This is a genomic window from Alloyangia pacifica (assembly GCF_020524285.1).
Taxonomy (GTDB): domain Bacteria; phylum Pseudomonadota; class Alphaproteobacteria; order Rhodobacterales; family Rhodobacteraceae; genus Salipiger; species Salipiger pacificus_B.
Map to the genome: position 1 here is coordinate 145,204 of NZ_JAIVKX010000011.1, position 26,236 is coordinate 171,439.

General features: G+C 65.4%; 14 protein-coding genes. 9 read left to right on the forward strand and 5 right to left on the reverse strand.

Annotated features, from left to right (window positions below):
• Positions 1-194 precede the first annotated feature (194 nt).
• Entirely contained in the window at positions 195-1,895 is a 1,701-nt protein-coding gene (locus LC039_RS16455; RefSeq protein WP_226626446.1) for a hypothetical protein, read from the reverse strand.
• Positions 1,896-3,488: 1,593 nt separating this feature from the next.
• Here LC039_RS16455 and LC039_RS16460 point away from each other — a divergent pair.
• Positions 3,489-7,100 carry a G8 domain-containing protein gene (locus tag LC039_RS16460; RefSeq protein ID WP_226626448.1) on the forward strand — a complete coding sequence of 1,204 codons (3,612 nt, stop codon included), beginning with the start codon at positions 3,489-3,491 and terminating at the stop codon, positions 7,098-7,100.
• 60 nt (positions 7,101-7,160) lie between these two features.
• Here the strand turns inward: LC039_RS16460 and LC039_RS16465 are convergent, their stop codons facing one another.
• Positions 7,161-8,198: a lysylphosphatidylglycerol synthase transmembrane domain-containing protein gene (locus LC039_RS16465; protein ID WP_226626450.1), complete on the reverse strand. Its 1,038-nt coding sequence runs from the start codon at positions 8,196-8,198 to the stop codon at positions 7,161-7,163.
• Positions 8,199-8,524: 326 nt separating this feature from the next.
• Between LC039_RS16465 and LC039_RS16470 the strand changes: the two genes are divergently transcribed.
• From LC039_RS16470 to LC039_RS16500, 6 genes are all read left to right on the forward strand, one after another.
• The gene (locus LC039_RS16470) at positions 8,525-10,540 is read left to right on the forward strand and encodes an acyltransferase family protein (protein WP_226626451.1); all 2,016 of its coding nucleotides are present in this window, start codon (positions 8,525-8,527) and stop codon (positions 10,538-10,540) included.
• Entirely contained in the window at positions 10,530-11,324 is a 795-nt protein-coding gene (locus LC039_RS26990) for an acyltransferase (RefSeq protein WP_319003725.1), read from the forward strand. The genes LC039_RS16470 and LC039_RS26990 overlap by 11 nt, the downstream gene beginning before the upstream one ends.
• A gap of 341 nt (positions 11,325-11,665) precedes the next feature.
• Positions 11,666-17,332, forward strand: coding sequence for a LamG-like jellyroll fold domain-containing protein (locus LC039_RS16485; RefSeq protein WP_226626453.1), 5,667 nt, complete (start codon positions 11,666-11,668; stop codon positions 17,330-17,332).
• 25 nt (positions 17,333-17,357) lie between these two features.
• Positions 17,358-18,380: an NAD-dependent epimerase/dehydratase family protein gene (locus tag LC039_RS16490; protein WP_226626455.1), complete on the forward strand. Its 1,023-nt coding sequence runs from the start codon at positions 17,358-17,360 to the stop codon at positions 18,378-18,380.
• Positions 18,377-19,141, forward strand: coding sequence for a class I SAM-dependent methyltransferase (locus tag LC039_RS16495; protein WP_226626456.1), 765 nt, complete (start codon positions 18,377-18,379; stop codon positions 19,139-19,141). Before LC039_RS16490 ends, LC039_RS16495 begins: the two co-directional genes overlap by 4 nt.
• On the forward strand, positions 19,138-20,883 hold the full coding sequence (locus LC039_RS16500) for a hypothetical protein (protein WP_226626458.1): 1,746 nt from the start codon (positions 19,138-19,140) through the stop codon (positions 20,881-20,883). Before LC039_RS16495 ends, LC039_RS16500 begins: the two co-directional genes overlap by 4 nt.
• On the opposite strand, the gene LC039_RS16505 is transcribed toward LC039_RS16500, so the two are convergent.
• Genes LC039_RS16505 through LC039_RS16515 form a run of 3 tightly spaced genes read right to left on the reverse strand, consistent with a single transcriptional unit; the run spans position 20,844 to position 23,862 of the window.
• Positions 20,844-21,275: a hypothetical protein gene (locus tag LC039_RS16505; protein ID WP_226626459.1), complete on the reverse strand. Its 432-nt coding sequence runs from the start codon at positions 21,273-21,275 to the stop codon at positions 20,844-20,846. The genes LC039_RS16500 and LC039_RS16505 overlap by 40 nt on opposite strands.
• A complete protein-coding gene (locus tag LC039_RS16510) occupies positions 21,275-22,684 on the reverse strand; it encodes a GMC oxidoreductase (protein WP_226626461.1) in 1,410 nt (469 codons plus the stop codon). Before LC039_RS16510 ends, LC039_RS16505 begins: the two co-directional genes overlap by 1 nt.
• Positions 22,681-23,862, reverse strand: a complete 1,182-nt coding sequence (locus LC039_RS16515; protein ID WP_226626464.1) for a glycosyltransferase family 4 protein — start codon at positions 23,860-23,862, stop codon at positions 22,681-22,683. The genes LC039_RS16510 and LC039_RS16515 overlap by 4 nt, the downstream gene beginning before the upstream one ends.
• A gap of 412 nt (positions 23,863-24,274) precedes the next feature.
• On the opposite strand from LC039_RS16515, the gene LC039_RS16520 reads away from it, so the two are divergent.
• Together LC039_RS16520 and LC039_RS16525 are read left to right on the forward strand one after the other, a co-directional pair.
• Positions 24,275-25,225 (forward strand): glycosyltransferase family 2 protein, encoded by a 951-nt coding sequence (locus LC039_RS16520; RefSeq protein WP_226626465.1) that lies wholly within the window; start codon positions 24,275-24,277, stop codon positions 25,223-25,225.
• Positions 25,226-25,229: 4 nt separating this feature from the next.
• Positions 25,230-26,222 carry a glycosyltransferase gene (locus LC039_RS16525; RefSeq protein WP_226626468.1) on the forward strand — a complete coding sequence of 331 codons (993 nt, stop codon included), beginning with the start codon at positions 25,230-25,232 and terminating at the stop codon, positions 26,220-26,222.
• The last annotated feature ends 14 nt before the right edge of the window (positions 26,223-26,236 follow it).

The window sequence follows — 26,236 nt, forward strand, 5'->3', positions numbered from 1 at the left end:
CCAGAGCCGGAACCGATGCGGGAAACCCAAGCCCACTCGGGCTCAAAACACAATTTCCAAGAATTCTAGTCACTGTCACGTTCCACATCCAAAATCAAAACTACAGCCAGGTCAGATGCCACAGGGCCCGGCCGCGCGATCCACCCGGGGCGTTCGGCCTCAATCAGCGCCCCGACGCCTCATCCGGGACGACGCTATTCGCGGATCTCGATCTGATCCCAGGTCAGCGTGGTCACGCCGCTGTCGGCGGAAATCTCGTCGAGCCAGTCCGGCACGGCAAAGCCCGGCCAGCAATCTGCGCCCTGGCGGAACAGCACCGGCACGAACTCCGCCCGGAACCGGCGGTCGCTGAAGATGCCGTCGAAGGCATCGTCGTTGCTGGCCCAGAACACCTGCTTGCCATCGCCCAGGCATTCCCGGTTGAAGGTTGCCAGAACGTCGGGGCGGTTTGCCCAGAAGGTCGCTTTGTCAAAGCTCGCGTGGTTGCGCATGCCGGTCTTCACCGGGTTGGCATGTGCCATTTCGGTCCAGTTCAGGCCGAGAAGGTCGTAGATGTAACCCTCGTAGGCCAGCGCTATGCCGCCGGCCGGTCCGACGCCAATCGACGGCAGGGGCGTCACCCCGTTGAGATAGGTGCCGAACTCCAGCCCGTCGCGGGTCAGATCAAACTCCTTGGTGATGTCAAAGCGCGATTGGTAGTACTGCATCCAGCCGATGCCGACGACGAGCAGCCCCGACGCCAGCATCGGCGCGCGGAAGACCCCGGCGCCGCACACCCGGACGAGGCAGAGCGCAACGCCCAGGGCGAACGCCGCCGGCAGCAGCGGCATGATCGGCTGGTAGAAGCGCCATTGCGCGAAATGGTCTCCGCCAAGCCCGGCATAGACCGCCAGGAACCCGAAGACCCCGGCCGCGGCGACGACCACACCCCGCGCGCCGGGCTGGCCACGCAGTGCGCCGAGCAGGCCCCAAAGTGCCGCAGCACTCCAGGCCGCGACGAAGACCGACACGAAGGGCGACCCCAGCACGAAGCTGAGCGCGTACTTGCTCCCGTCGATGATGTCTTGCATGCGGTCCGACGAGACCTTGGCGTAGAAGGTGTTCGGGAAAGGCTGCCCGAAATAGCTCAGCCGGAACAGGCTGACTGCGGCGAAGGCGGTAAGAGCCAGCAACACCGCCGCCCCGAGCCGGAGGCGCAAACCCCGGTCCAGCAATGCTGACAGCGCCAGAAGGCCCACTGCAACCGCAATCCCCTCGGGCCGGATCAACGGAAGCGCAACGGCGGCGGCATAGACCGAGGCACCGGGTGCCGCCTCTTCCGCCTCGACGCAGCGCACCAACTTGGAGATGAGCAGCAGCGCCATGCACGACCAGAGCGCCGTCTCCATCATCGTCCAGACGCTCCACAGGAAATAGGCGGGGCTGGCTGCGAGAAACACGCAAAGCGCCAATGTGGCGTGCTGCCCGGACAGGCCCAGCCGCTCGGCAAGGCAGCGCAGCAGCCGCAGCGCCGAGTAGGTCGCCAACCAGGTCAGCAGACCTGTCACCAGCAGGATGGTCACCTCGGGCGTGACGGTCAGCCGGTAGATCAGCGCGACCACCATCGTCCACAGGAAGCTGGTCGAGCCTTCGACATGTTCGCCGCCGGCGTTGTAGACATACCCAAGCCCGTTCGCGATATTCTCCGAGTAAGAGCGGGTGATCGCCGCATCGTCGATGCCGATTGCGGGCACACCTCCGGCGAGCATCGTGGCAAGCGCCGTGCCCAAAAGCGTCAGGAGCGCCGCGGCGAGAAGGTTGACAACCCCGCTTCGATCCAGCGCCATCCACTGCCGCTGCCGAAAGGCGCCATGCGACAGCGGAACATTGTCATGTCGGGTCGTGAGGTTCGACATCATCGCGCCCTCCGATCAGCGTGGGTCATCGGCCCGCTGGGCCGTACTGGCTGCGTGACGCGCTTGAGGACGTCATGGCCGTCAGCACGCGCAAGGCGCACGCCGGGGCGGCACACAGTGAACAGGCGCCGGCAGTCGGCGAGCTCAACGGGTCGTGGATGAGCGGCGTCGGGACCGGTAGGGAGGGGCACACAAGCGAGCTGCTGTGACGGCGGCGAAGCGGGAGAATTCGATCTCGAAATCATGTTAACCAGTGGATGAGCACCCACCGTCCGGAAAGCTTCGCGAACAAATCAGTGCTGTGAAATGGATAAAGTCAGTCTCAATGACTTAGACCATAGTGGACCGGCCGGATTTCTTCGAAAGAATTTTTGGGCCGCGCGAGGGTCATGGACGAATTCAGGCCACAGACACCGGCGCAGCGCCGGGTAGCGCCCAAAAAAACAGCGATCAGACCCCACCCCTGCAGGCCAAGGCCCCCGAACCCGGCCAGATGAAAGATTTGTCAGGAAGCACACCCGTCCCCGGACGACGTCACGCGTCGGTACCGCATTCGCCCCTGGGCGGTGCAGCATTTCCGGCCCTTCGCGGACGGAGGGAGATCCAGCGAGGTGGTCGCGCGCACAAGCGAAGCTTGCCGGTCCCGCGCGGGGTCCAGCACCATCTGAGACGATAACACCTTACCTTGCGGCAACAAAGACAAGGGCTCGTGGAGCGAAGCCTCCGGTCGGATGCACTCACTTCGAAGGCCCGAGCCAAAGAATAGGAGGCAAAGGTTGACCCTAGGTCAAAATTAATTTCGCGCAGGATCCGCACCGGCCAGCCGAATCATCCCCAAGAGCTTCACCAATTCTCAAAAATCCTTTTACCCTACGTAATTATACTTCATTGTACCGAAATGAACAAAGCGTCAGATATTGAATTTGACGTACTTGCGGCATTTGCGCACTTTCCGGAAAATTATAAACGGATCGAACGGAGACAACCTGAGCTTACATATCGAAACACCCAACCCTCATGAAGATGAGATTTAACTCGCAGTTTACATTTATTTTTTTACGCACAGGTCGCAGCATCGGCCCGCAAGCAACGAAAGTTCTGCGCCCTTCCATCGTGGCAAGAAATAGCCATAACACGCTAATTTCTTGTGCACGAACCTAAAAGCGCCGGTACATCCGGCATCGCGAGACGCAAGAATAAGTCAGCATTTAGGCAAGACTTGAGCTTCGAAACTGAACAACTTACGCAAGGGCATTTTCCAAATTGTTCAATTCGGTTAATTATAAAGAATATCATTTCCACCCCCGCCCAATAAATAATCCTCCGGAATAGAAGAGGGTTTCATTTAAGCAGACACCCTAAAAAATCATGTATTTATAGAGCCTCTCGGCAGAAATCTGCCAATACATTTTTGCATGCCAGACAACCGATATGATGCCGTTCTAGCTAAGCGCACCGAAATTCCAGACGGGAGCCGGTCTCGGACTGTTCTCGTTTGGACCCAAATTGCGTCTCAGGCCGGCGACCTACCCCTACCCTAGGGTCAGTTTGTGACGCTTCGAACAATTACGAGCTGAGAAACGGAGAAAGAATATGGCTTCAGACCGCATCCAGGACCTCGTTGGTCGTGGTAGCACGACGTTGGAGGCCGCGATCGAGTCGCAGCAGGCGCTCCTTCAAAGCGCGAAGATGCATGCGCACTCCAATGACGCCGACAAGAGAAGCGACCATCTGGCGATGCTCGACCTCTTCCCCGACGCCAGCGATCCGGATGTCGCCGTAGCGGTCACTGGCGGTTCCTGGTTCGATCCCTCGACCTGGGCCGACGGTCAGGTTCCCGGCGACGGCCAGAAGGTCTACATCCCGCAGGGCATTTCCGTGGTCTACGACGGTGTCAGCGATGCTCGCCTCGACCGCGTCGGCGTCGATGGCGAACTGCATTTCGCGGTCGATACCGACACCAAGATGGTCGTCGACACGCTGCTGACCAATTCGACCTCCGTGTTCACCATGGGCACCGAAGACAATCCCGTGCAGGCCGGGGTCAGCGCAGAGATCGTCATTCACCGCGACAATGGCGCGATCAACACCGCGGAAGACCCGAACCAGCTGTCCAAGGGCATCGTGGCGCATGGCACCACCCGGATTGCCGGCCAGGACAAAACCGACCACCTGCGCACCGCCGAGGATCCGCAGGCCGGCGACACCAGCCTGATCCTCTCCGAGCAACCCTCGGGCTGGCAGATCGGCGACAAGATCGTCGTCGCGGGCACGAAGCTTACCGGGCTCAACGAATTTCAGGACGAAACCGCGATCGTGACCGGCATCGAGGCGCAGTCCGATGGCACCTATCGCGTCACGCTCGACCGCGCGCTGCAATACGACCACAGCACGCCCGAGGATTTCGCCGGCGAGTCCTTCTCGGTTCCGGTCGCCAACTACACCCGCAACATCCGTATCGGCACCGAAACGACCGACGACGCCTACACGCTCGACGGCAACACCGTTCCGATCGACGAGCGCGGGCATGTCATGTTCATGCACAATGGTGACGTCTCGGTGCAGAACGCCGAGTTCTACGAACTGGGCCGCACCGACAAGTCGGTCGCGATCGACGACGACACCAACGTCGCCTCGCGCTATGCCCTGCACTTCCACCGCACCGGCGGCCAGACCGGCGAAGACCCCGCGCTCGCCGAGGGCAACGCGGTCTGGGGCAGCCCCGGCTGGGGCATCGTGCACCACGACTCCAACCTCGATGTGATCTCCAACGCCGTCTACGGCGTAAATGGCGCGGCCATCGTCGCCGAGGCCGGGACCGAAACCGGGATCTGGGCCGACAACATCACCATGAGCACCACCGGCTCCGGCCCGGGCCCGAAGTTCAACCCCGAGGACAGCGGCTCGACCACGCACGACGGCTACCTCCAGCAGTATGAGAATGACGCCTTCGGCCAGGGGGTCGGCTTCGCGTACAAGTCGCGGATGCTCGAGAACTTCGACAACGTCGCGGTCAGCTCGTCCGGCGCAGGTTACCTGTTCTGGCCGATGGGCACCGACGACGGCTCGGGCCGGCACATGAACTCCGACACCGACGCCTTCGAGGCGACCTACGGCTACGATCCCTTCTATGGCCAGGACGAGTCGAGCGTCTCCAAGGTGCCGATCCGCTTCTTCGCCGACAACGAAGCGCTGGTTACCCCGATCGCCTTTGCCACCACCTCCGACAAGCGCCCGTCCGACACCGACCTGTCGTCGATCATCGAGCACATGGTCGGCTGGGAAGTGAACTTCGGCGTCGTGGGCTGGTATCAGCGCGACTACCTGATCAAGGACAGCGTTTTCGTCGCCTCCGAGGACTCGCTCTACCAGGGCACGAGCAAGGGTGTGCGTGGCCACGAGTTCCACGAGGTGAAGCTGGTCGACAATGCCTTCAAGGGCTTCGAGGTCGGCATCTGGGAAGACAACAACGACCAGGGCAACGAGTACAATCACGTCATCCTCGGCAATCTGTTCGAAGACAACGGCGTTGACATGGAGCTCGACAGCGACGCCTCCGGCAGTTTCTACATCGTCTCCGACAACTCGGCGGATTGGGCCAGTGGCTATGATGTCGGTCACCTCGAGGCGCAGGTGAACCTCGACAAATCCGACCTCGTGCTCACCGCCTGGTACGACCACTTCTCCGTCGTGGTCGACAAGGTCGATACGCTCGGCGCGAAGCAACTTACCTTCGGCTCCGAGGATGACCGCAACGGCGGTGCCAGCCAGAAGAGGTGGTGGAAGGAAAACGCCGCGAACGACGGCTACTACACCGACGGCGGCTCCTATTTCCTGATGGTCGACATTCTGGTGGGCGACCGCGTCACCGGCACGGCCGGGGTGATCTCGGTACCGGTCGAGCTTGCCTTCGTGACAAGCCCTGCGGATCTTCCGGAAGGCGCGACAAACCTCGGCGCCCTGCCTGCCTTTGACAACTCGATCACGCTGGTCGATGTGCGCGCCCCCGGCGAGGCGGGCAACCTGCTCGACGAAGATCGCTTCGACCTCGGAAGCGGCGACAGCAGCACCGACACCGGAACCGATGGTGGCACCGACACCGGAACCGACGGCGGCATTGACACCGGGACCGACGGCGGAACCGACGGTGGTACCGACACCGGGACCGACGGCGGCACTGACACCGGGACCGACGGCGGCACTGACACCGGGACCGACGGCGGCACCGACACCGGGACCGACGGTGGTACCGACACCGGGACCGACGGTGGTACCGACACCGGCACCGACACCGGGACCGACACAGGAACCGGTACGGAAACCGGTGGTGGCACCGACTATGCCGTGTTCATCGAAGCCGAAGACATGGTCCTCACCAACTACCAGATCGAGAGCAAGGGCAGCATGTCCGGCAAGGAGATGATCCGAGTCTCCGATCGGAGTATCGGCGAAGGGAACGCCTCGCACACATTCAATGGACCGACCGGGACCTACGACATCAAGGTTGGCTACCTCGACGAAAATGACGGCCAAAGCCGCATCGAGTTGATGGTGGCCGGCCAGACCGTCGAAAGCTGGAACCTTACCGCAGACGACAACGCGGTCCACGTAGGCCTGGCTGAGGGTGTGTCGATCGCATCGGGCGACGAGATCGTTGTCGTCGGATACAACCGGCACGGCGAGCTCGCTCGGGTCGATTACGTCGATATCTCCGGGGTTTCGGACTCGGCAACCACCGAGCCGGACATCGAGGACGAGATCGAGGCCCCCGTCGGCGGCGGCGGCTTCGCGGCGCACGTCGAGCTGGAATCCATGACACTGGACAACTACGTCGTGGAGCGCAGCCCGGATGCCTCCGGAGGTGAGCGCGTGAAGGTTGCGTCGAAAGCCGACGGCGCGGGTGTCGCAAGCTTCACCTTCGACGGCCCGGCCGGGACCTATGACCTCGACCTCGGCGTCTTCGACGAAGCAGATGGCGCCGGCGAGATCGCGATCCTCGTGGACGGCAAGGAGGTCGGCTCCTGGGCCCTCGACGCCGACACCCACGCGGCCCGCGAGCTGTCCCTCGAGGATGTCGTGATTGGCGAAAACGCGACGATCTCGATCGTCGGGCAGTGGGACCGCGGCGAATACGCCCGTGCCGACTACCTCGAGATCACCTCGACCGATCTCGATGTGACCGCGACGGACGAGTTCCTGCTCTAAGCCCCTCAAGGGCTATGCAACAGCCTGTACAGGCGCGGCACCAGCGGCCGCGCCTGCACGTCATTCGGCCAGCGGCTTCAACTCGGGCTCCAGCGGTCTGCCGCGGGCGCCGTACTTGTCCTTGCGGTACAGGTAGACGAGACCGCCGATCGCCCCCACCACCAGGATCAAGCCGAACTCGAGCCAGGCGAGGGCCAGGGCCGGCTCGCCCCCGACACCCCAGAGCCCCAGCAGATAGACGAAGATGGTCTCTCTCAACCCGATGCCATTGATCGTGATCGGCATCATCATCACAAAGATCGCGAAGGGCACGATGACGTAGAAGGCCGTGTAGGGCACCTCGAGACCCAATGCCTGGGCAAGCATCCAGTAGAAGCTGACCACATTCACCTGCAGTGCCAAAGAGATCAGCAATAGCTTGACCATCATGCCTCCGCGACCGTGGAACACCTGAAACCCGGTGACAGACCGGTCGAGCAGGCTCGCCGCCTTCGCCGGCAGACGGCGTTTGACCCATGCCAGCCAGGCGCCATCCTCGTGCCGGACATAAAGCAGCCCGAGCATGCCAAGGATCAGTGCCACCGCGAGGCAGACCGGAACGATGACCACCGACAGCTCGGGCACCGCGTGCCGGACCCCCAACAGCGCGCAGAGTGCGAAGAGCGACAGCGACAGAAGGCCGAACAGGCGGTCCACGAAGAGCGACAGCACGGCGAACCCCGGCGTCGCGCCGGCCCGCCACGCATCATGCCCGCGCAATGCATCGCCGCCGATCACAGAGGGCAGGAACTGCCGGAAGAACAGCGACACAAGCGTCGACTTCAACAAGAAGGCATAGCCGGGCGTCACGTCCCGCATCGAGAGCACCAAGCCCCATCGCCAGGCGATAAGCGCCGCTCCGAATATCTGAGACACCAATCCAAGCAGCAGCCAGCTCATGTCTGCTCCCGAGATCGCGGTGATCACCGGCCCCAGATCGGCACGCGAAACGACCCAGCTGAAGAGCCCGACCGAGACGAACAATTTGACCCAGAAGAAGATGCGCTTGCGGCCGGGGCGGACGTTCAGATCACCGCCGTCACTATGACTTTCGACCATGAAAATATCCCTAATGAGGAAAATTCTGAAAAATGGAACGTCTGAAAATGCCTTCGAAACGCTAGCAACATCCGCCGGCGCTTCCAAGCATCGCTTCACGCCTATGGCGACAAAGCCAGAGATTTGAGCACCGCGCGCACCGCATCGCGCCGATCCGAGGCACAAGCACGTTTTGCGCTAGCCTTGAATCAGCGACACCCCCTAGGGTGACTGAAGTTTGAGATGTAGATTTTCCCGGCTTCAGCCCGCCCCTTTTCAAAAGACATTTCCGAACGCGCCTCGCGTTCCACCACCCTGGGCTGGCCGAAGCGCGGAAAGAGGCAGCCATGGTGCACCCAGACTATCGCCCGGATATCGACGGGCTGAGATCCCTTGCGGTCATCCCGGTGGTCTTCTTCCACCTCGGCCTCACCTGGATGCCCGGCGGCTTCGTCGGGGTCGATGTATTCTTCGTAATTTCCGGCTTCCTGATTACCCGGATCATCGCCCGCGAGATCGGAAGCGGCAGCTTCTCCATCCTCGATTTCTACGTCAGGCGGATCCATCGTATCCTGCCCGCCCTGCTGGTGATGATCGCCGTAACGCTGGCGATCACCAGCGCGTTTTTCGCACCCATCGACCTTTACAATGCAGCGCAGAGCGCTGCGGCGGCCGTGCTCTTCTCGGGCAACATCCTGTTCTATCTCGAGGCCGGCTATTTTGACGCCGCCTCCTACCAGAAGCCACTGCTGCACACTTGGTCGCTGGGCATCGAAGAACAGTTCTACATCTTCCTGCCACTGCTGCTGATGCTGCTCGCAAGACTGCGCTGGCGCATGGACATCTTCGTCGCGGTGCTCACCGCCGTCTCCCTGGCGCTCAGCGTGACGACCACCGTCAGCCAGCCGACCGCCGCCTACTACCTGTTGCCATGGCGCGCCTGGGAGCTCGGCCTCGGAGCGCTGCTGGCGCTTGGGTTCCTGCCCGCGTGGCGCAGCAGGCTTGTGCGGGAGGCGGCTACCTGCTGCGGCCTGCTGCTGATCCTCGGCTCGGCGCTGGTGATCACCCGGCAGACCGCCTTTCCCGGCTGGGCGGCCCTCGCCCCGACAATCGGAGCCGCGCTGATCATCCATGCCGGCAGCGCGGGCGAGTCCCGCGTCGGGCAGCTGCTCTCGACCGCGCCAGCCGTCTGGATCGGGCGGCTTTCCTATTCGCTCTACCTCTGGCACTGGCCGGTGATCGTCGTTTTCGTCTATCTGCGCATGGCCTTTCCCGATGCGGCCGAGGCGACAGGGCTCTTCGCGCTTTCGCTCGCGCTGAGTTGGCTGAGCTGGCGCTACGTCGAGCAGCCGTTTCGCAACCCCGCAGCGGCACGCGGCCGGCGGACGGTCTTTGTGACCGCGGGAGTGGCCATGGCAGCGGTGATCGCCGGCGCCGGGGTTCTGGTGGTGAGCAAGGGATTTCCCGGCCGCCTGCCAGCCGATGCGCAACGCATTGCCGCGTTCAGCCTCGACTATCCGGACCGGATGCCAGAGTGTTTCTGGGACGTGATCGACGAAAAGTCCTGGTCCGAGCCCTGCCATTTCGGAGACGGGCAGGTGCCGGCCGAGATTGCGGTCTGGGGCGACAGCCATGCGCCAGCCCTGATGCCGGCTCTCGACGGCGCCGCGAAGGACATCGGCCTGTCGGTGGCGCTCTATGCAAACGGCGGCTGCCCCCCGATCCGAAACTTCCAGGTGTACTGGGTCGGCCAGGAACACGACTGCCTGGATTTTGTCACCCAAAGCTACCAGTCGATCCTCGCGAACCCGAACTTGAAGCTGCTGGTCATCATGGTCAGGCCGGCGATCTACACCCAGGGCTGGACCCCCTACGGGCTGGCCGAGCGTGACCGCACCGATCTGCTGATCGGCGACAAGAGCGCGCCCCTGTCCTCGGAAGCGGATCGGACCGGCTACTTCCTCGAAGGGATGGAGCAGACCATTCGCAGCTTCCAGGGCACAGGCACGAAGATCGCACTGGTCTACCCGCTCCCAGAGGCCGGATTTTCAGTGCCTGACAGCATCGTTCGAAACGCGATCCTCGGTGCGGAGCCCGCCGACGTCAGCCTGCCGCGCACGCTCTACGACGGGCGCACGTCCGATGTCATCGCCGCCTACGACCGGCTGGTCGAGGCGTATGATCTGCTGCCGGTCCGCCTCGACCAGATGCTCTGCGATGACGACAGCTGCAGCCTGACGCTCGATGGCGACCCGCTCTATCGGGACTCCAATCACCTCAACAAGACGTCGGCGCAGCGCCTGGCCCCGCAGTTCGCCGCGGCCCTGAGGCTCGCACGGCAGGAGAAGCACGTTGAAAACTGATGCCACCCAGCCGCTCCCCCAGTCGTCCGACCGCGAGGCGGCCTATGCCTCCCCCAAGAAAGACCAGGTGATCGCCGCCCTGTCACAGGACGGAGGCGCGCTTCGGAAATACCAGGCCTTCTTCGTCGGCTCGCGGCGCCTGCGCGATCTGCTGCTCTACGAGTTTGCGACGATCCTCGCCGCCCCGCTTCCCGGCGCGCTTGGGTTCGTATTGCGCAAGGCCCTGTTTTCCCGCCTCTTCGCCCAAAGACCCGGCGGCGCCAATTTCGGCCGAAGCATTTCTCTGCGCTGTCCCCTGCGGATGCGGATCGGTGACAACGTGGCGATCGACGATGCCTGCGCCCTGGATGCCCGCGGTGCCGAGTCCGCAGAGGACTTCATCATCGGAGATCGAACGCTCATTGCCCGCGGCTCGATCCTCGTGGTCAAGCAGAACCACCTGCGTATCGGCGCCGACTGCTCCATCGGCAGCCAATGCTGCTTCAGCGCCGTCTCCGGCATCGAGGTCGGCGATTTCACCATCATCGCCGGGCAATGCTACTTCGGCGGTGGCCGCTACCGTACGGCGCTGGGGGCGGGTCCAATGGTCTCGCAGGGGCTGCACAGCAAGGGCCCGGTCATCATCGGCCGCGATGTCTGGATCGGCGCCGGCGTGAAGGTGCTCGACGGCGTGCGCATCGGCGACGGGGCCATCGTCGGGGCCGGCTCCGTGGTGACCCGTGATGTCCCCGCCAATGGAATCGTCGCGGGCGTGCCGGCGCGACCGATTGGTGAACGCAGATGACCCACCATCCGCGCCAGCTTTCACCCCGGTCCGACGCCTCACCGACCTGGCATTCGGGCGGAGTGACTATAAAGTGGGCAATACTTGCCTGATAGCTATCCGGAACTCGGGATTTATCGCCGAAAAGTTGGATTGCCATTTGATGCCCAATGAGCGCTGCGCTACCATTCTTCGATATTGAAGCAATCAAAAGTTATTTACGCGTCCACTCTCCAAATAGTTGAATTTTATCGAATCCATTTTTCGCGGGCGCCACGCAGCATCTGCTCCATTTCACATTCCCTTGCGTCGAAAGTTGGCCTCAAAGCCGGAAATCGACTCGATCAAGTCAAGGCATTTCAATGGCTTATTACACTTCCTTCGAAGATTCCTTCGATGACCTCAACCTCGTCGACTGGCAGATTTCGAGCTATGTGAACGCTGGAAACTGGATTGATACAGCTTGGTCGCCGACCCATGTGGCCGCTGCGAGCGGAACCATCAATTTGAGCCTGACCGACTCCGCCCTATCGGGGAAGACTTATACAGGCGGCGAAATACGCGCCGCCGATCCCACGTATTTCGGGCGCTACGAAATTGTCATGCAGCCGGCGGCGGACGACGGCACGCTGTCGAATTTCTTCGTCTACACCGGCACGCCCTATGGCACCGAAGCCAGCGAGATCGATATCGAGTTTCTCGGCAATGACACCACCAGCGTCCTGCTGACCTACTACACGCCCGAAGGTTCCGTCGGCGAGACGGTCGATCTCGGTTTCGATGCCGCCGACGGGCTGCACACCTATTGGATCGACTGGCAGCCCGACCGCATCGCCTGGTACGTCGATGGCACTTTGCTGCTCGAGGTCGCGGAGTCCGAAATTGGCTTCCCGCAGGTCCCCTCCTACATGTTCATGAGCATCTGGACGGGCAACAACAGCTTCAGTGGCACCCCGGCCAGCGGCGTGTCTGCCACCGCGATCTATTCGGAAGTCAGCTATGCCGCGCGCAGCGCGCCCGTGGCGATGGACGACAGTCTCGAGGTCGCAAGCGGCAGCAGCGGCACGGTTGACCTGCTGGCCAATGACGGCGTCATGGGTGCCACGCTGCTGCCCGGCACCGTGGCGGTGGTCGACGGCCCGGCGCATGGCACGCTCTCGATCGATCCGGTCACCGGGCAGGCGACTTACGCCGCAGATACCGGCTACAGCGGCCCGGACAGTTTCACCTACACCGTGTCCGACGGCAGCGCGCTTTCGAACACGGCCACGGTCGCGCTGGTCGTCTCAGACGGAAACGAAGAAAACGTTGCCGCGTCCGATACGCAGATCAGCTCCGTGGAACTCTCCGCGCTGAGCCTCGCCACCACCGCCGCGGCGCCGGCGACGGGCGGCGATGCGGGGCTGGCGCTGAGCGCCCAGGGCAGCGGCAGCTCCGCGCTCGACATCGCCCAGATCACCCTTTCGGGCAGCTTCACCATCGAGGCCTGGGTCAAACTCGACAGCACCGCAACCGGCGGCATCGCGCGGCTCAACGACGACCAGGCCATCGACTTCAGCAGCGGCTACCTGCAGCTCTATTCCAAGGGCAGCGGCACCCGCACCCGCGTCGAGGCGACCAGCCCCATCGCGCTCGACACCTGGACCCATTACGCCGTCACCCGCGATGCCTCGGGCACGCTGCGCATCTACATCGACGGCGTGCTCGACGCCACGTCCACCACCGCCTGGACCAACACGCTGCGCCTCGACGCGCTCGCCGGCGGCGCCAGCGGCGCCAGCGCCGGGCTGTTCGACAATATCCGCATCTGGACCACCGAGCGCAGCGCCGCCGAGATCGCCGCCGCCATGGGCGACACGCTGGACGGCAGCGAGGCCGGCCTGCTGCGCGCCTACAGTTTCGACACCGCCGGGACCATCGTCGACGACACCGGCAACTCGGCCAGCCTCGCGGTGCCCACCGACATGACGCTGGTCGCCTCCGACGCCCCGATCGGGTCCTCGGGCACGCCCGACACCGGGGACACCGGGGACACCGGCGGCGACACAGGCGATACCGGGAGCAGCGGCGAGACAGGCGGCGACGACAGCGCCGATACCGACGGCAACCTGACCCTCGCCGCGCCCGACACCGAGATCACCGCCGGCGAAAGCAACGCCGTGGCCCTCTCCGTCTCCGGCATCGACGCGGATGCCACCGCCGTGGTCACCGTCTCCGACGGCACCACCAGCGTCACCGGGGGCCTCGCCCAGGACGGCAGCCTCACGCTCGACCTCTCGGGCCTCGCCGACGGGACGCTCACCACCTCGGTCACCGCCACCGACACCAGCGGCAACACCGCCACCGCCGCGGGCCCCGCGCTCAGTCTCGACAGCAGCACTTCGGCGCCCGTGACAGACGACAGCGCCGATACTGACGGCAACCTCACGCTCGCCGCGCCCGACACCGAGATCACCGCCGGCGAGAGCACCGCCGTGGCCTTCTCCGTCTCCGGCCTCGACACGGATGCCACCGCCGTGGTCACCGTCTCCGACGGCACCACCAGCGTCACCGGGAGCCTCGCCCAGGACGGCAGCCTCACGCTCGACCTCTCGGGCCTCGCCGACGGGACGCTCACCACATCGGTCACCGCCACCGACACCAGCGGCAACACCGCCACCGCCTCCGGCCCCGCGCTCAGCCTCGACAGCAGCACCGCGCCGGCGACGGGCGGCGATGCGGGGCTGGCGCTGAGCGCCCAGGGCAGCGGCAGCTCCGCGCTCGACATCGCCCAGATCACCCTCGCCGGCAGCTTCACCATCGAGGCCTGGGTCAAGCTCGACAGCACCGCAACCGGCGGCATCGCGCGGCTCAACGACGACCAGGCCATCGACTTCAGCAGCGGCTACCTGCAGCTCTACTCCAAGGGCAGCGGCACCCGCACCCGCGTCGAGGCGACCACCCCCATCGCGCTCGACACCTGGACCCATTACGCCGTCACCCGCGATGCCTCGGGCACCCTGCGCATCTACATCGACGGCGTGCTCGACGCCACCTCGACCACCGCCTGGACCAACACGCTGCGCCTCGACGCGCTCGCCGGCGGCGCCAGCGGCGCCAGCGCCGGGCTGTTCGACAATATTCGCATCTGGACCACCGAGCGCAGCGCCGCCGAGATCGCCGCCGCCATGGGCGACACGCTGGACGGCAGCGAGACCGGCCTGCTGCGCGCCTACAGTTTCGACACCGCCGGGACCATCGTCGACGACACCGGCAACTCCGCCAGCCTCGCGGTGCCCACCGACATGGCGCTGGTCGCCTCCGACGCGCCGATCGGATCCTCGGGCACGCCCGACACCGGGGACACCGGGGGCAGCGGCGACACAGGCGGCGAGACAGGCGGCGACACCACCGACGACAGCGCCGATGCCGACGGCAACCTCACCCTCGCCGCGCCCGACACCGAGATCACCGCCGGCGAGATCACCGCCGTGGCCTTCTCCGTCTCCGGCATCGATGCCGACGCCACCGCCGTCATCACCGTCTCCGACGGCACCACCAGCGTCACCGGAAGCCTCGCCCAGGACGGCAGCCTCACGCTCGACCTCTCGGGCCTCGCCGACGGGACGCTCACCACCTCGGTCACCGCCACCGACACCAGCGGCAACACCGCCACCGCCTCCGGCCCCGCGCTCAGCCTCGACAGCAGCACCGCGCCGGCGACGGGCGGCGATGCGGGGCTGGCGCTGAGCGCCCAGGGCAGCGGCAGCTCCGCGCTCGACATCGCCCAGATCACCCTCGCCGGCAGCTTCACCATCGAGGCCTGGGTCAAGCTCGACAGCACCGCAACCGGCGGCATCGCGCGGCTCAACGACGACCAGGCCATCGACTTCAGCAGCGGCTACCTGCAGCTCTACTCCAAGGGCAGCGGCACCCGCACCCGCGTCGAGGCGACCACCCCCATCGCGCTCGACACCTGGACCCATTACGCCGTCACCCGCGATGCCTCGGGCACCCTGCGCATCTACATCGACGGCGTGCTCGACGCCACCTCGACCACCGCCTGGACCAACACGCTGCGCCTCGACGCGCTCGCCGGCGGCGCCAGCGGCGCCAGCGCCGGGCTGTTCGACAATATTCGCATCTGGACCACCGAGCGCAGCGCCGCCGAGATCGCCGCCGCCATGGGCGACACGCTGGACGGCAGCGAGACCGGCCTGCTGCGCGCCTACAGTTTCGACACCGCCGGGACCATCGTCGACGACACCGGCAACTCCGCCAGCCTCGCGGTGCCCACCGACATGGCGCTGGTCGCCTCCGACGCGCCGATCGGATCCTCGGGCACGCCCGACACCGGGGACACCGGGGGCAGCGGCGACACAGGCGGCGAGACAGGCGGCGACACCACCGACGACAGCGCCGATGCCGACGGCAACCTCACCCTCGCCGCGCCCGACACCGAGATCACCGCCGGCGAGATCACCGCCGTGGCCCTCTCCGTCTCCGGCCTCGATGCGGATGCCACCGCCGTGGTCACCGTCTCCGACGGCACCACCAGCGTCACCGGGAGCCTCGCCCAGGACGGCAGTCTCACGCTCGACCTCTCGGGCCTCACCGACGGGACGCTCACCACCTCGGTCACCGCCACCGACACCAGCGGCAACACCGCCACCGCCGCGGGCCCCGCGCTCAGCCTCGACAGCAGCACCCCGGCGACCCCCGTCGCAACCAGTTTCGCCGGAGAGACCCGGGCCCTGTCCATCGACCTCGCGGCCGGCACCTATGCCTATGCGGCGCGGGTGCTGCCCTACGGCGACTCGCTGACCTACGGATACCTCGGCGACACCGACTCCGAGACCGTCAACAACCGCGCGGACAGCGCAGGATATCGCGAAGTGCTCTTCGAGAACCTGTTGCAGGACGGTGCCTTCGTCGACTACGTCGGCGTCTACTCGAGCGGCCCGGAGGGGATGCTCGACTCCGATCACACCGGGGTGCCAGGCAAAGAACTGCGGCAGGCGATCAACAATGCCGCAGACGCGGCCTCCTTTCAGGCCAACTTGGCCGATCTCGATCCGGATGTCGTGCTGTTCATGATGGGCACGAACGACTTCAACTATGGCGGCGACGCCTTCTACGCGGACATCTTCGATACGCTCATCGCGCGCATCGAGACGGTGGTCGAGCTGTTCTACCAATCCGACGTGGCCAGCACCGCGCATCTGGTCATCTCGACCATCCCGCCGAAACCCTACCGAAACCTGCTGACGGTCTCGGAGGCCATCAACGAGGGCTACAGCATCGTCAACGGCACGCAGGTCGTCGGCGACGCCGGCAACGGCACCTATCACGCCGGGATCAAGGCCACGGTGAGCGCGCTTCAGGCCACTTACTCGACGCTGCACCTCTACGATGCGCCGTTCGACACGTCGCTGATCGGCGACGACCTCGTGCACCTGACCGCCGAGGGCTATGAAGCCTATGCGGACGGGCTGCAAACGCTGCTGGAGAGCGAGATCGGCATCTCCGGTGGCACGCTCGGCGGCAGCGCGCAGAGCCTTGCGGCAAACGATGTCGAGGGCGGCGAGGCCGGGGACAGGATCGTCGGCAACAGCTCCGCGAACATTCTCTCCGGCGGCGGCGGAAACGATGTTCTGCTCGGCGCCGCCGGAAACGACACACTGAACGGCGGGGCCGGCAGCGATCGGCTCGAGGGCGGGCCGGGTGTCGACGAGTTGACCGGGGGGCTGGACGCCGACAGCTTCGTGTTCGACAGCGGCTTCGCGAGCTCCGGCGGTGCGCCCGACCTGATCACCGACTTCGGCCAGGGGGCCGACAAGCTCTATCTGTGGGACGGGTTCGAAGGGGATGTCACCCTCACCCAAAGCGCGCAGGGCGTGCTCATGACGCTTGCGGGCTCGCTGCAGATCGACGTGCGCGGCAGCGCCGCCACCGACCTGATCGGCCTGTCGCTCGGCGATGGCAGTTTTGCGCTGACCACGGACGAAACCCTGGTGAGTTTTTTCAGCACGGGCTCCCTGCTGGCCTAGGCGAGCACTCAGTTGAGGTAACGAGATGACGGAAGACAGGTTTGCATTGGTCACCGGCGCCACGGGCTTCACCGGCGGGCACCTTGCGCGCAGGCTGCGGGCCGGCGGCTATCGGGTGCGCGCGATGGTCCGTGACCCCGGCGCGGCACCGGCACGGGCGCTGGCGGCTGACGGCATAGAGGTCGTGAAGGGCGATGCCGCCGATGGGCTGGCGATCGAGAATGCTGTGCAGGGCACCAGCCACGTGTTCCATATCGCGGCGGTCTACCGCAGCGCCAACCATCCCGACAGCCACTACTTCGCGGTGAACCGCGACTCCGTCGGCCACCTGCTGGCCGCCGCTCAGAAGCACAGCGTCCGCCGGATCGTGCATTGTTCGACCTGCGGCGTTCACGGCGACGTCGCCGAGATCCCGGCGAACGAGGAGACCGCCTTCAATCCGGGCGACGTCTACCAGCGCTCGAAGCTCGCAGGCGAGATGCTGGCGCGCGAGGGCATCGCCGCCGGCGCGCCGGTGTCGATCGTCCGCCCGACCGGCATCTACGGTCCCGGCGACACAAGGTTTCTCAAACTCTTCAAGACGATCGAGAACCGCAGCTTTCGCATGTTCGGTTCCGGCGACATCGCCTACCATATGAGCTACATCGACGACCTGGTGCAGGGCTTCGTGCTCTGCGGCGAGCATCCGGGGGCGATCGGCGAAACCTTTCTCATCGGCTCGGACAGCTACACGACGCTCAACGGGCTGGTGCAGGAGATCGCGCAGGTGCTCGACGTGCCGCCGCCGCGGCTGCACATTCCCGTCGCGCCGCTGATGGCGGCGGCAACGCTGTGCGAATATGTCTGCAAACCGCTCGGTATCGATCCACCGCTGCACCGGCGGCGCGTGTCCTTCTTCCTGAAGGCCCGCGCCTTCTCGGTGGAGAAGGCACGCCGGCTGATCGGCTTCGAACCCGCGGTGGACCTGCGGCAGGGCCTGGAGCGCACCGCAGAGTGGTACCGGGAGATGGGCTATCTGCGGTCCGACGCCCGCAAGGCCGCCGCATGAGCGTCGCGTCGACAGAAGGGGTCTCGGATATCGGGTCCGAGTTCGCCGACCTCGATCCGTCGACCGATCGCTACGCCCGGCGGTTCCAGGGACCGGCGGGGGAATGGCTACTGTCGTGTCAGACAAAAGCCCTGCGGCGTCTCTGTGCCCCCTACCCCGGCGCGAGGGTGCTCGATGTCGGCGGCGGTCACGCGCAGGTGGCAACGCCCCTGCTGGACGACGGCCACGAGGTCTGCGTCTACGCCAGCTCGCAAGAGGCGCTCGGCCAGATGCGCCGGCTGCACCGACCGGGCTTGACCACGGAGGTCGGCCCGCTGCGCGCCTTGCCCTATGCCGACCGGAGCTTCGACGTGGTGACCTCCTTCCGCATCCTCGCGCACGTCGGTGACTGGCAGGCGTTCCTCGGCGAGCTTTGCCGGGTCGCGCGCCGCGCGGTGATCGTCGATTTCCCGATTGCCAGCGGCGCCAACGCGCTGGAGCCCCTGCTCTTCGGTCTGAAAAAGCGTCTCGAAGGTGACACCCGACGGTTCCAGACCATGTCCCGGCCGCAAGTCCTGAAGACCCTCGCGGCGGCCGGCTTCGCGCCGCAGGGCGAAATCGGCCAGTTCGTGCTGCCCATGGTGGTGCACCGCAAGCTCGCGCGCCCGGCGCTTTCGGCCAGGCTGGAGGCGAAACTCCGGGCGCTCCGTCTCGATCGAAGCTTCGGCACGCCGGTCGTGCTCTGTGCCGCGCGGGACAGCGCAGGGATGCGGGCCGGATGACCATGTCGACCCTGAACGAGAGAAAGCTCCCGCCCCGGCGCATCGGCCTGTCGAGCGCCTGGCTCGTCACTGCGCTTTCGGCCGCGCTGGTGTTTGCCGCCGCGCTGCTGACACGCACGGGGGTGCTCGACCTGCCGCCCATCTACGACGAACTCTACCACCTTGTCCCGGCCATGAGCTGGCAGACCTCCGGCACGCTGGAGGTGCTGGACGGAAGCTACGAGCGCGGCGCGATCTTCACCCGGCTGGTCGCGCTCGGCTTTGCGCTGGCGGGAGAACAGAGCACCGCCGCTGCGCGGCTGCTACCCTCGGCCATTCCGGGGGCGCTTCTGGTGACGGTCATGTTCCTCTGGGTGCGCCATGTGGCCGACCGCCCGGCGGCCTGGATCACGCTGTTCTTCCTGCTGTTCTGGCCCAATGGCATCGAGGTCTCGCAGTACATCCGGTTCTACGCCCTGCACGGGCTGGTGTTCCTCGTCGCCGCGTTGGCGCTTTATGGCGCCGCGACCGCCGCGATCAGCACCAGTGCGCGCATCGGGTTCTGCGCCCTGGCCGTGCCGCTTCTGCTGCTGGCGCTGAAGCTGCAGCTGACCACGGTGATCGGCATCGGCGCCATCGGCCTTTGGAGCGCGCTGGTCTACGGTCCGGGCTGGCTCCGGCGGCATCGCTGGCTGCGTTGGGCGCTGCTGGCCGCGGCGGCGGGTGTCGTGCTGATCGCGGCCAGCGGCGCGGCCGACGAGCTGCTGGCGAAATACTGGCGGATCTACCGCTGGGAGCCCTGGCCGGTGCAGCGCGACACCACCTTCTATCACCGCGACTTCAGGGACAATTACCCGACCTTCTGGCCGCTCTTTCCCATCGCCGCCATAGCCGCCCTGCGGGCCCGCTTCATGCCGGCCTCCTTCGCGGTGACGCTGTTCTCGGTCTGCTTCGTGCTGCAGTCCTTTGGCGGGCTGAAGAACATCCGCTACCTCTACCCGGTGATGCCCTTCTTCTTTGCCACCTGGGGCATCGTGCTGTCCTTCTACGGTGGCCGCGCGCTGCGGCGCCTGCGCGGCGCGCTGCTCGAGCTGTTCCCCCATCGCTGGTCGGTGCCGCTGCGCACCGGTGCCGCGGTGCTGGCAATCGCCGCCAGCAGCCTTTTCGTCGCCGGGGCAAACACCGGCTTCTCGCGCGGCCTGAAGCTGGCGCTCGGCAGCGAGACGCAGATGCTCCTGGGCAAGCGCCGCTGGGAATGGCCCGACGCCCGCGCGCAGCTGCAGCCCTGGCTCGAAAAGCGCGCCGTGGTGGTCACCACCGAAGAGCTGCTGGCCGTGCAATGGCTGGGCGACTACGACTTTGCCCTGAATCGTCCGCGGTTCTCGGAAATGCTGTTCTCGCTCGGGCCCGACACGCAGCCCTTCGTCAGGGACTTCCGCAATGGCCGGCCGCTGGCCGGGATGGTGTCGGATTTCGAGCCGGTGCTGCATTGCGCGCCGGTCGGCGTGCTGATCTCCAATGCCAGCTTCCTTTCCACCGGCCTCGCCCGCGAGTTTGCCGCAATGGCCCGGGCGCAGGGCGCCACGATAAGCACCGAGCAATCCGGATCCAGCGCGTTGCTCGCCTGGGAGCGGGCGGGCGACCCGTCAGGGACGGCCGGGTGCCTCGAAGACGCGGGAATCTTCTACCCCGACGCCGCGGCGGCCCTCCTGTCCGGGACGCGTCAGCCCCAGAGCGTCTCATCCGCCAACGCCGAGAGGTAGAGCCCGCAGGTCGGTTGCCAGGGGTCGAGCTCGGTATATTCGAAGTCTTCGGAGCGGCCCTGGTAGAGGGCAATGATATTGCTGCGCACCAGGATTGTCTGCAGGAACAGCTGCTCGAGCGCTTCGGCCTGCGGGATCATCTTCACCGCGTCGCCATGCCAGGCAAAGTAGAGCTCGGCGCCGGCCTTCTTGAGGAAGCTGCCGGTGCCCGTCTGCGCCGCATATTCCGCCACGAAGTCGTCCACGCCCGCCACCTCGAGTATCTGCGGCCCGAAATGGCCCGCCAGTACGCGGCGCAGGAACGCCTCGAGCCCCCCCATCGCGACCGGGACCGCCGCCACCGAGACGAGGGCGGCGCCGCCGAGCAGCATGGCACGTCTGGTCTGTCTCATCACAGTCTGCTCCCCAGATACAAGGACAGGGCCGACAGCGTCAGCGTCGGGTTGGCCGCGGCGCCGGTCGGAAAGCTGCTCGCCCCCAGGCAGGCAACATTCGGAACGTCGAACAGGCGGCACTCGGCATCGACCACGCCGTCTTCGCGCCGCAGGGCCATGGGCGTACCGCCGATGATATGCGCTTCGGTGGGCTCGAAACCGCCGAACTCGATCTCTTCGGCGAAGGGAAGAAGACCCCCGATCTGGTCGCGGGCCCGCGCAAGCCCGGCGAAGGCATAGGCACTGTGGCCGGCCCAGAGCAGATGCGGCTCGTCGTCGGTGAGCACCACCCGGTTTTCCGGCCGCGGCAGGTCTTCGGCGACAAACTTCAGCTTCAGCCGCTGAAGCCATTTGCCCGGCTCCAGCCTCAGCGAGGGCGGGGCGTTCCAGCTTTCGATCAGCACCGAGGCGGACTCGCGGCGGAAGTCGCCGTCGTAAAGCGCGTAGCCCGCCCCGGTGATCGACGTGCCGCCGTAGTAATTGTCGAACGGCACATTGGCCCAGAGGAACTGGCCGAGCTGTTCATGGACCCCCTGCCCGACTCGCGCGCCGCCAAGCCCGGAGCGCAGCAGGATCGCCGAGGTGCCGATGGGGTTCGCCGCAAGCCCGACGAAATCTGCGCGCAGCTCGGTTTCCGCACCCGCAGCATCCCGGACCACGATCCCCGTCGCCAGTCCTGCGGCGGTGCTGATCGCGCGGCACTCGGCGCCCGTGACCACGTGGAACCGGTCGTCCTCGAAGGCCGACAGCCCGTTGAGAATGGTGAATTTCGCATTGACCGGGCACAGCGAGCAAGCCCCCGACACGCAGCAGCCGCCGCGATCGCCGCCATTGGCGCGGGCGGTCGGCATCGGCGTCCAACTCGGGTCGATCTGCGACAAGCGGCGCTCGGCCCGCGTCGGCACATGGGCGGGAAACGGGTAAGGACGCGAGCGCGCAAAACCCGCCGCCGTGTCATCGCCCGCGACCTGCATGATCTCTTCCGCGTCGCAAAGCCAGGGCTCGAGGCTGTCATAGGATATCGGCCAGTCGGCCCCGACCCCGTAGCGACTCGCCAGGGCGAAATCCGAAGGGTGGAGCCGCGGCGTGTTTCCCCACCAGCAATTCGAGCATCCCCCGAACTGGTGTCTCAGCGCCCAGTCCTTCCGCTGGCCCGAAGTGTTGGTCTGCCGAAGCTGCGCCGGGGTCTCTTCGTGCCGATGCGCCAGCTGGTGGTCCCAGTCGAGATAGGCCCCGCGTTCGACGAACAGCACGTCGAGATCCCGTCCGCGCAGCGCCCGCGCGAAGAAGCAGGCTGCGAAGCTCGTGCCGACCAGCACGACGTCCCAGCGGCGGCCGGCGGCCTGGGAGAGTTCGATCCGCTTCATCCGGCAACCGCCGGGCTGGGAGGCCGCGGCAGCCGCGGCTCGATCGTGGTTTCCAGGAATCCCAGCAGCTTGCGCCGGTAGGCTTCCGGCGTGAACTCGGCCTCGACCCGCTCCTTCGCGGCTGCGACCAGCCGCGCGCGCAGTTCGGGATCCTCCAGCAGCGCGGTAAGCCCGCGCGCCATGTCCTCGGGCGTCGGCTCCACCAGAAGGGCGATCTCCTCGTCGAGCACCTGCGTGTGGGTTGGCAGCCGCGTGGCCAGCAGGGCCCGTCCGCTGTCGAGATAGGAATAGATTTTCATCGGCGTATTGCGGCCCTGCCGGCGCGGCGAGACGGTGATCGTCGCGGCGCCGAGATAGGACCCCAGTTGATCCACCGGACGTGGCCCCAGGAAGCTGGAGCGTCCCGCGATGCCAAGCGCCGCCGCCCGCCGCTGCGCTGCCGCGACATCGGCCTCGCTGCCGCCGATCACCACGAGGCGCGCCGGAGTCCGGGCCGGGTCCACCTGGGCAAACGCCTCCATCAGCAGGTCGACGCCCTGGTAGGGTTCGAGATTGCCCACGTACATCACGACCGGCACGTCAAAGCTGCAATCGACCGGCGCCTGCAGTTTTTCGGAGCCCAGCATGGTGACGTCCTCCAGGGTGCGCACGGGCAACTCCGGCGCATGGGTGCGGACGATCTGCTCCAGCGCCTGGCAACAGGTGATCGCCCCCACCGCCCGGCGCATCGCCGCGCCCTCGGCGCCCTCGAACCAGCGGCGCAGCCAGGACGGCAGGGCGAACTTGTCGTTGAGTTGCTCGGGCATGGAGCTGTCGACATCGGCGATGTAGGGCACTCCGAAGATCGGCTTCAGCGCCATCGCCATGAAAGCGGCCTCCTCGACCGCGATGACCAGATCATAGCGCCCGCGCGCCAGACGCGCCGCCGCCATCGGGAACATCAGCGCATCGGCCACCAGCTTCTTGAGCGAAAATCCGGGCCGGAAGCTGCCCAGCCCCGGCAGGGACGGCACGCGGAACACCCGGCACCGCGCAATGTCGATATCCTCGCCTTCGGGAAAGCAGATCACGTCCGCCTCGTCCCCGCGCGAAGACAATGTCTCGAGAAGCATATGCGTGGCGATGGGCGTGCCGCGCTGCGCCATGAAGGGCTGCGGCGCCAGAACGAGAATTTTCATCTGCAACCCCCGCAAATCCGGAAAGGGCTGCGCACAACCAAGAAAAGAATAGCTACGCCGGCCATGGCAAAAGAACCCACTTTGAAAAAAGAAGTGTAAGAAATTGGCATCCAAAAGAATCGCGCAAAGAACTAAATCATGATGCAAAACAGGCGGGGCCTTGTCACGCTTTCACCAAGAAATCCGAAAGATCTGCCTTCAAAATGTGCACGTGCTGCTGAAATTGCAGACCCCCGGTACACGATGGCCCCAGCGTACGCGCGTTAACTGACTGCGCAAAAACCACTTTCTCTATAACCGCCGAATTCTCGCAGGACTCGAGGCTTAAAGACCTTTTGGAGTCTTAGAGATTTTGCGTATTCTGGATCGGCATTCTTTTACACAACTTCATTTTCTTTAAGCGATATCCGATATGCCTATCGATATTTCCGTCATCGTTCCGATCCTGAACGAAGAAGAAAGCGTTGGCCTGATGCGCGACCGGGTGTTCGAGGCGCTCATCCCCACGGGCCGGCCCTTCGAACTGATCTTCGTCGACGACGGGTCCACGGATCAGAGTTACCCCCGCCTCGCAGCCATGGCGCGCGAGGATCCCCGGGTCGTCGTGCTGAAGTTCCGGCGGAACGCCGGACAGACCGCCGCGATGACCGCCGGCATCGAATATTCCCGCGGCCGCCTGCTGGTCACGATGGACGGCGATCTGCAGAATGATCCCGCCGACATCCCGATGATGATCGAGAAGATCGACGAGGGCTACGACCTCGTGGTCGGCTGGCGGATGAAGCGACAGGACAAATGGTTGTCACGCAAGCTGCCCTCGATGATTGCCAACCGCCTGATCGGCAAGGTGACCGGCCTGCCGATCCGCGACAACGGCTGCTCGCTGAAGGTCTACCGTGCCGACGTGATCAAGAAGGTCCCTCTCTACTCGGACATGCACAGGTTCATTCCGGCAATGGCCTCTCCGCTGGGGGCGCGTGTCGCGCAGGTCGGGGTCCGGCACCACGCCCGGCAGTTCGGTGAATCCAAATACGGCCTGTCGCGGATCTACAAGGTTCTGCTCGACCTGATCGCGATCAAGATGATCCTGCTCTTCGCCCACAAGCCGTTGTCGCGCTTCGCCGGCCTCGCCGGTCTGGCCGCCTGCGCCGCCGCCATCTTCGGCTGGCAGGTGTTGTTCGGCGACGGGGCCACCGGCAGCGGCAGCGTGATGATCCTCACCGCCGTCGCCATGCTTTTCGGGTCTCTGGCCATTTTTCTTGTTCTTCTCGGCACCGTCGCATCGCTGATTTTCCAGCGCGCGCCCAAGATGGTGCCGACCTGGCTCGACGGAGCGCCAGGGTCTCATTTTGACCGAGGGTAATTTCATGACAGTCCACAACGCATTCAGCGAAGCCACCACGGCGGATCCGCAACTCACCGTCATCATCGCCGCCGACGGGGACGGCGGCGGGCTGGCAGCCCTGATCGACAGCTACATTGCGGCGATCGACAACACCGGCCTGAGCTACGAGATGATCCTTCTCTACGAGGACCGCGATCCCGGCATGCGCAAGGCCATCTGCGACCTCGGCGAACGACCGGGGCTGCGGACAACCGCGCCCCGCCCGTGGCGCGGGCTCGACGCCGCGCTGATCCATGGCATCCGCCGCGGGTCGGGCGATATCTTCCTGACCCTTCCGGCCTGGCGCGAAATCGCTCCCGGCGATATCTCCAAGCTGATCGAGACCGCTTCGCGAGACGACGTGGACATGGCGACCGGCGACCGTACCGGCCTCGAGCTTTCGGCGGTGCAGCGGCCGCGCATCGCTTTGACTCACGGCCTGCTGAAGGGGCTCTTCGGACAAAACCTCAAGGACATCTTCTGCCGCAGCCGCGCCGGCAGCAAGGACGTGCTGCAGAAGGTCGCCGACCTTGGCGTGCGCCAGCATTTCCTGCCGTTGATCGCCGCCGCCGAGGGATACAACGTCCAGCCCGTCCCCGTCGCGACCGCCGAAGGTGCCGTGACCCCGACGCTGCACCGGCTGAATGCCGCCTCGCATCTCAGCGCGCTGGTCGACATGATCTCGCTCTACGTTGCGCTGAAATTCCTCAAGCGACCAATGCGGTTCTTCGGGGCGATCGGCCTGCCGCTGCTCACCGCGGGTTTCCTGTTCACCGCGTGGCTGATCGTGACGCGGCTGTTCCTGGGCACGCCGCTGGCCGACCGTCCGGCGCTGGTGTTCTCGGTGATGATGATGGTCCTGGGGATCCAGGTGATGGCGCTCGGCCTCATCGGCGAGATCATCATCTTCGCGTCCAGCCGGCGCATGCGCAGCTACGAGATCGACAAGATTCTGCGCGGCCGTCCGGGCGAATGATGCCGCGCGGAACC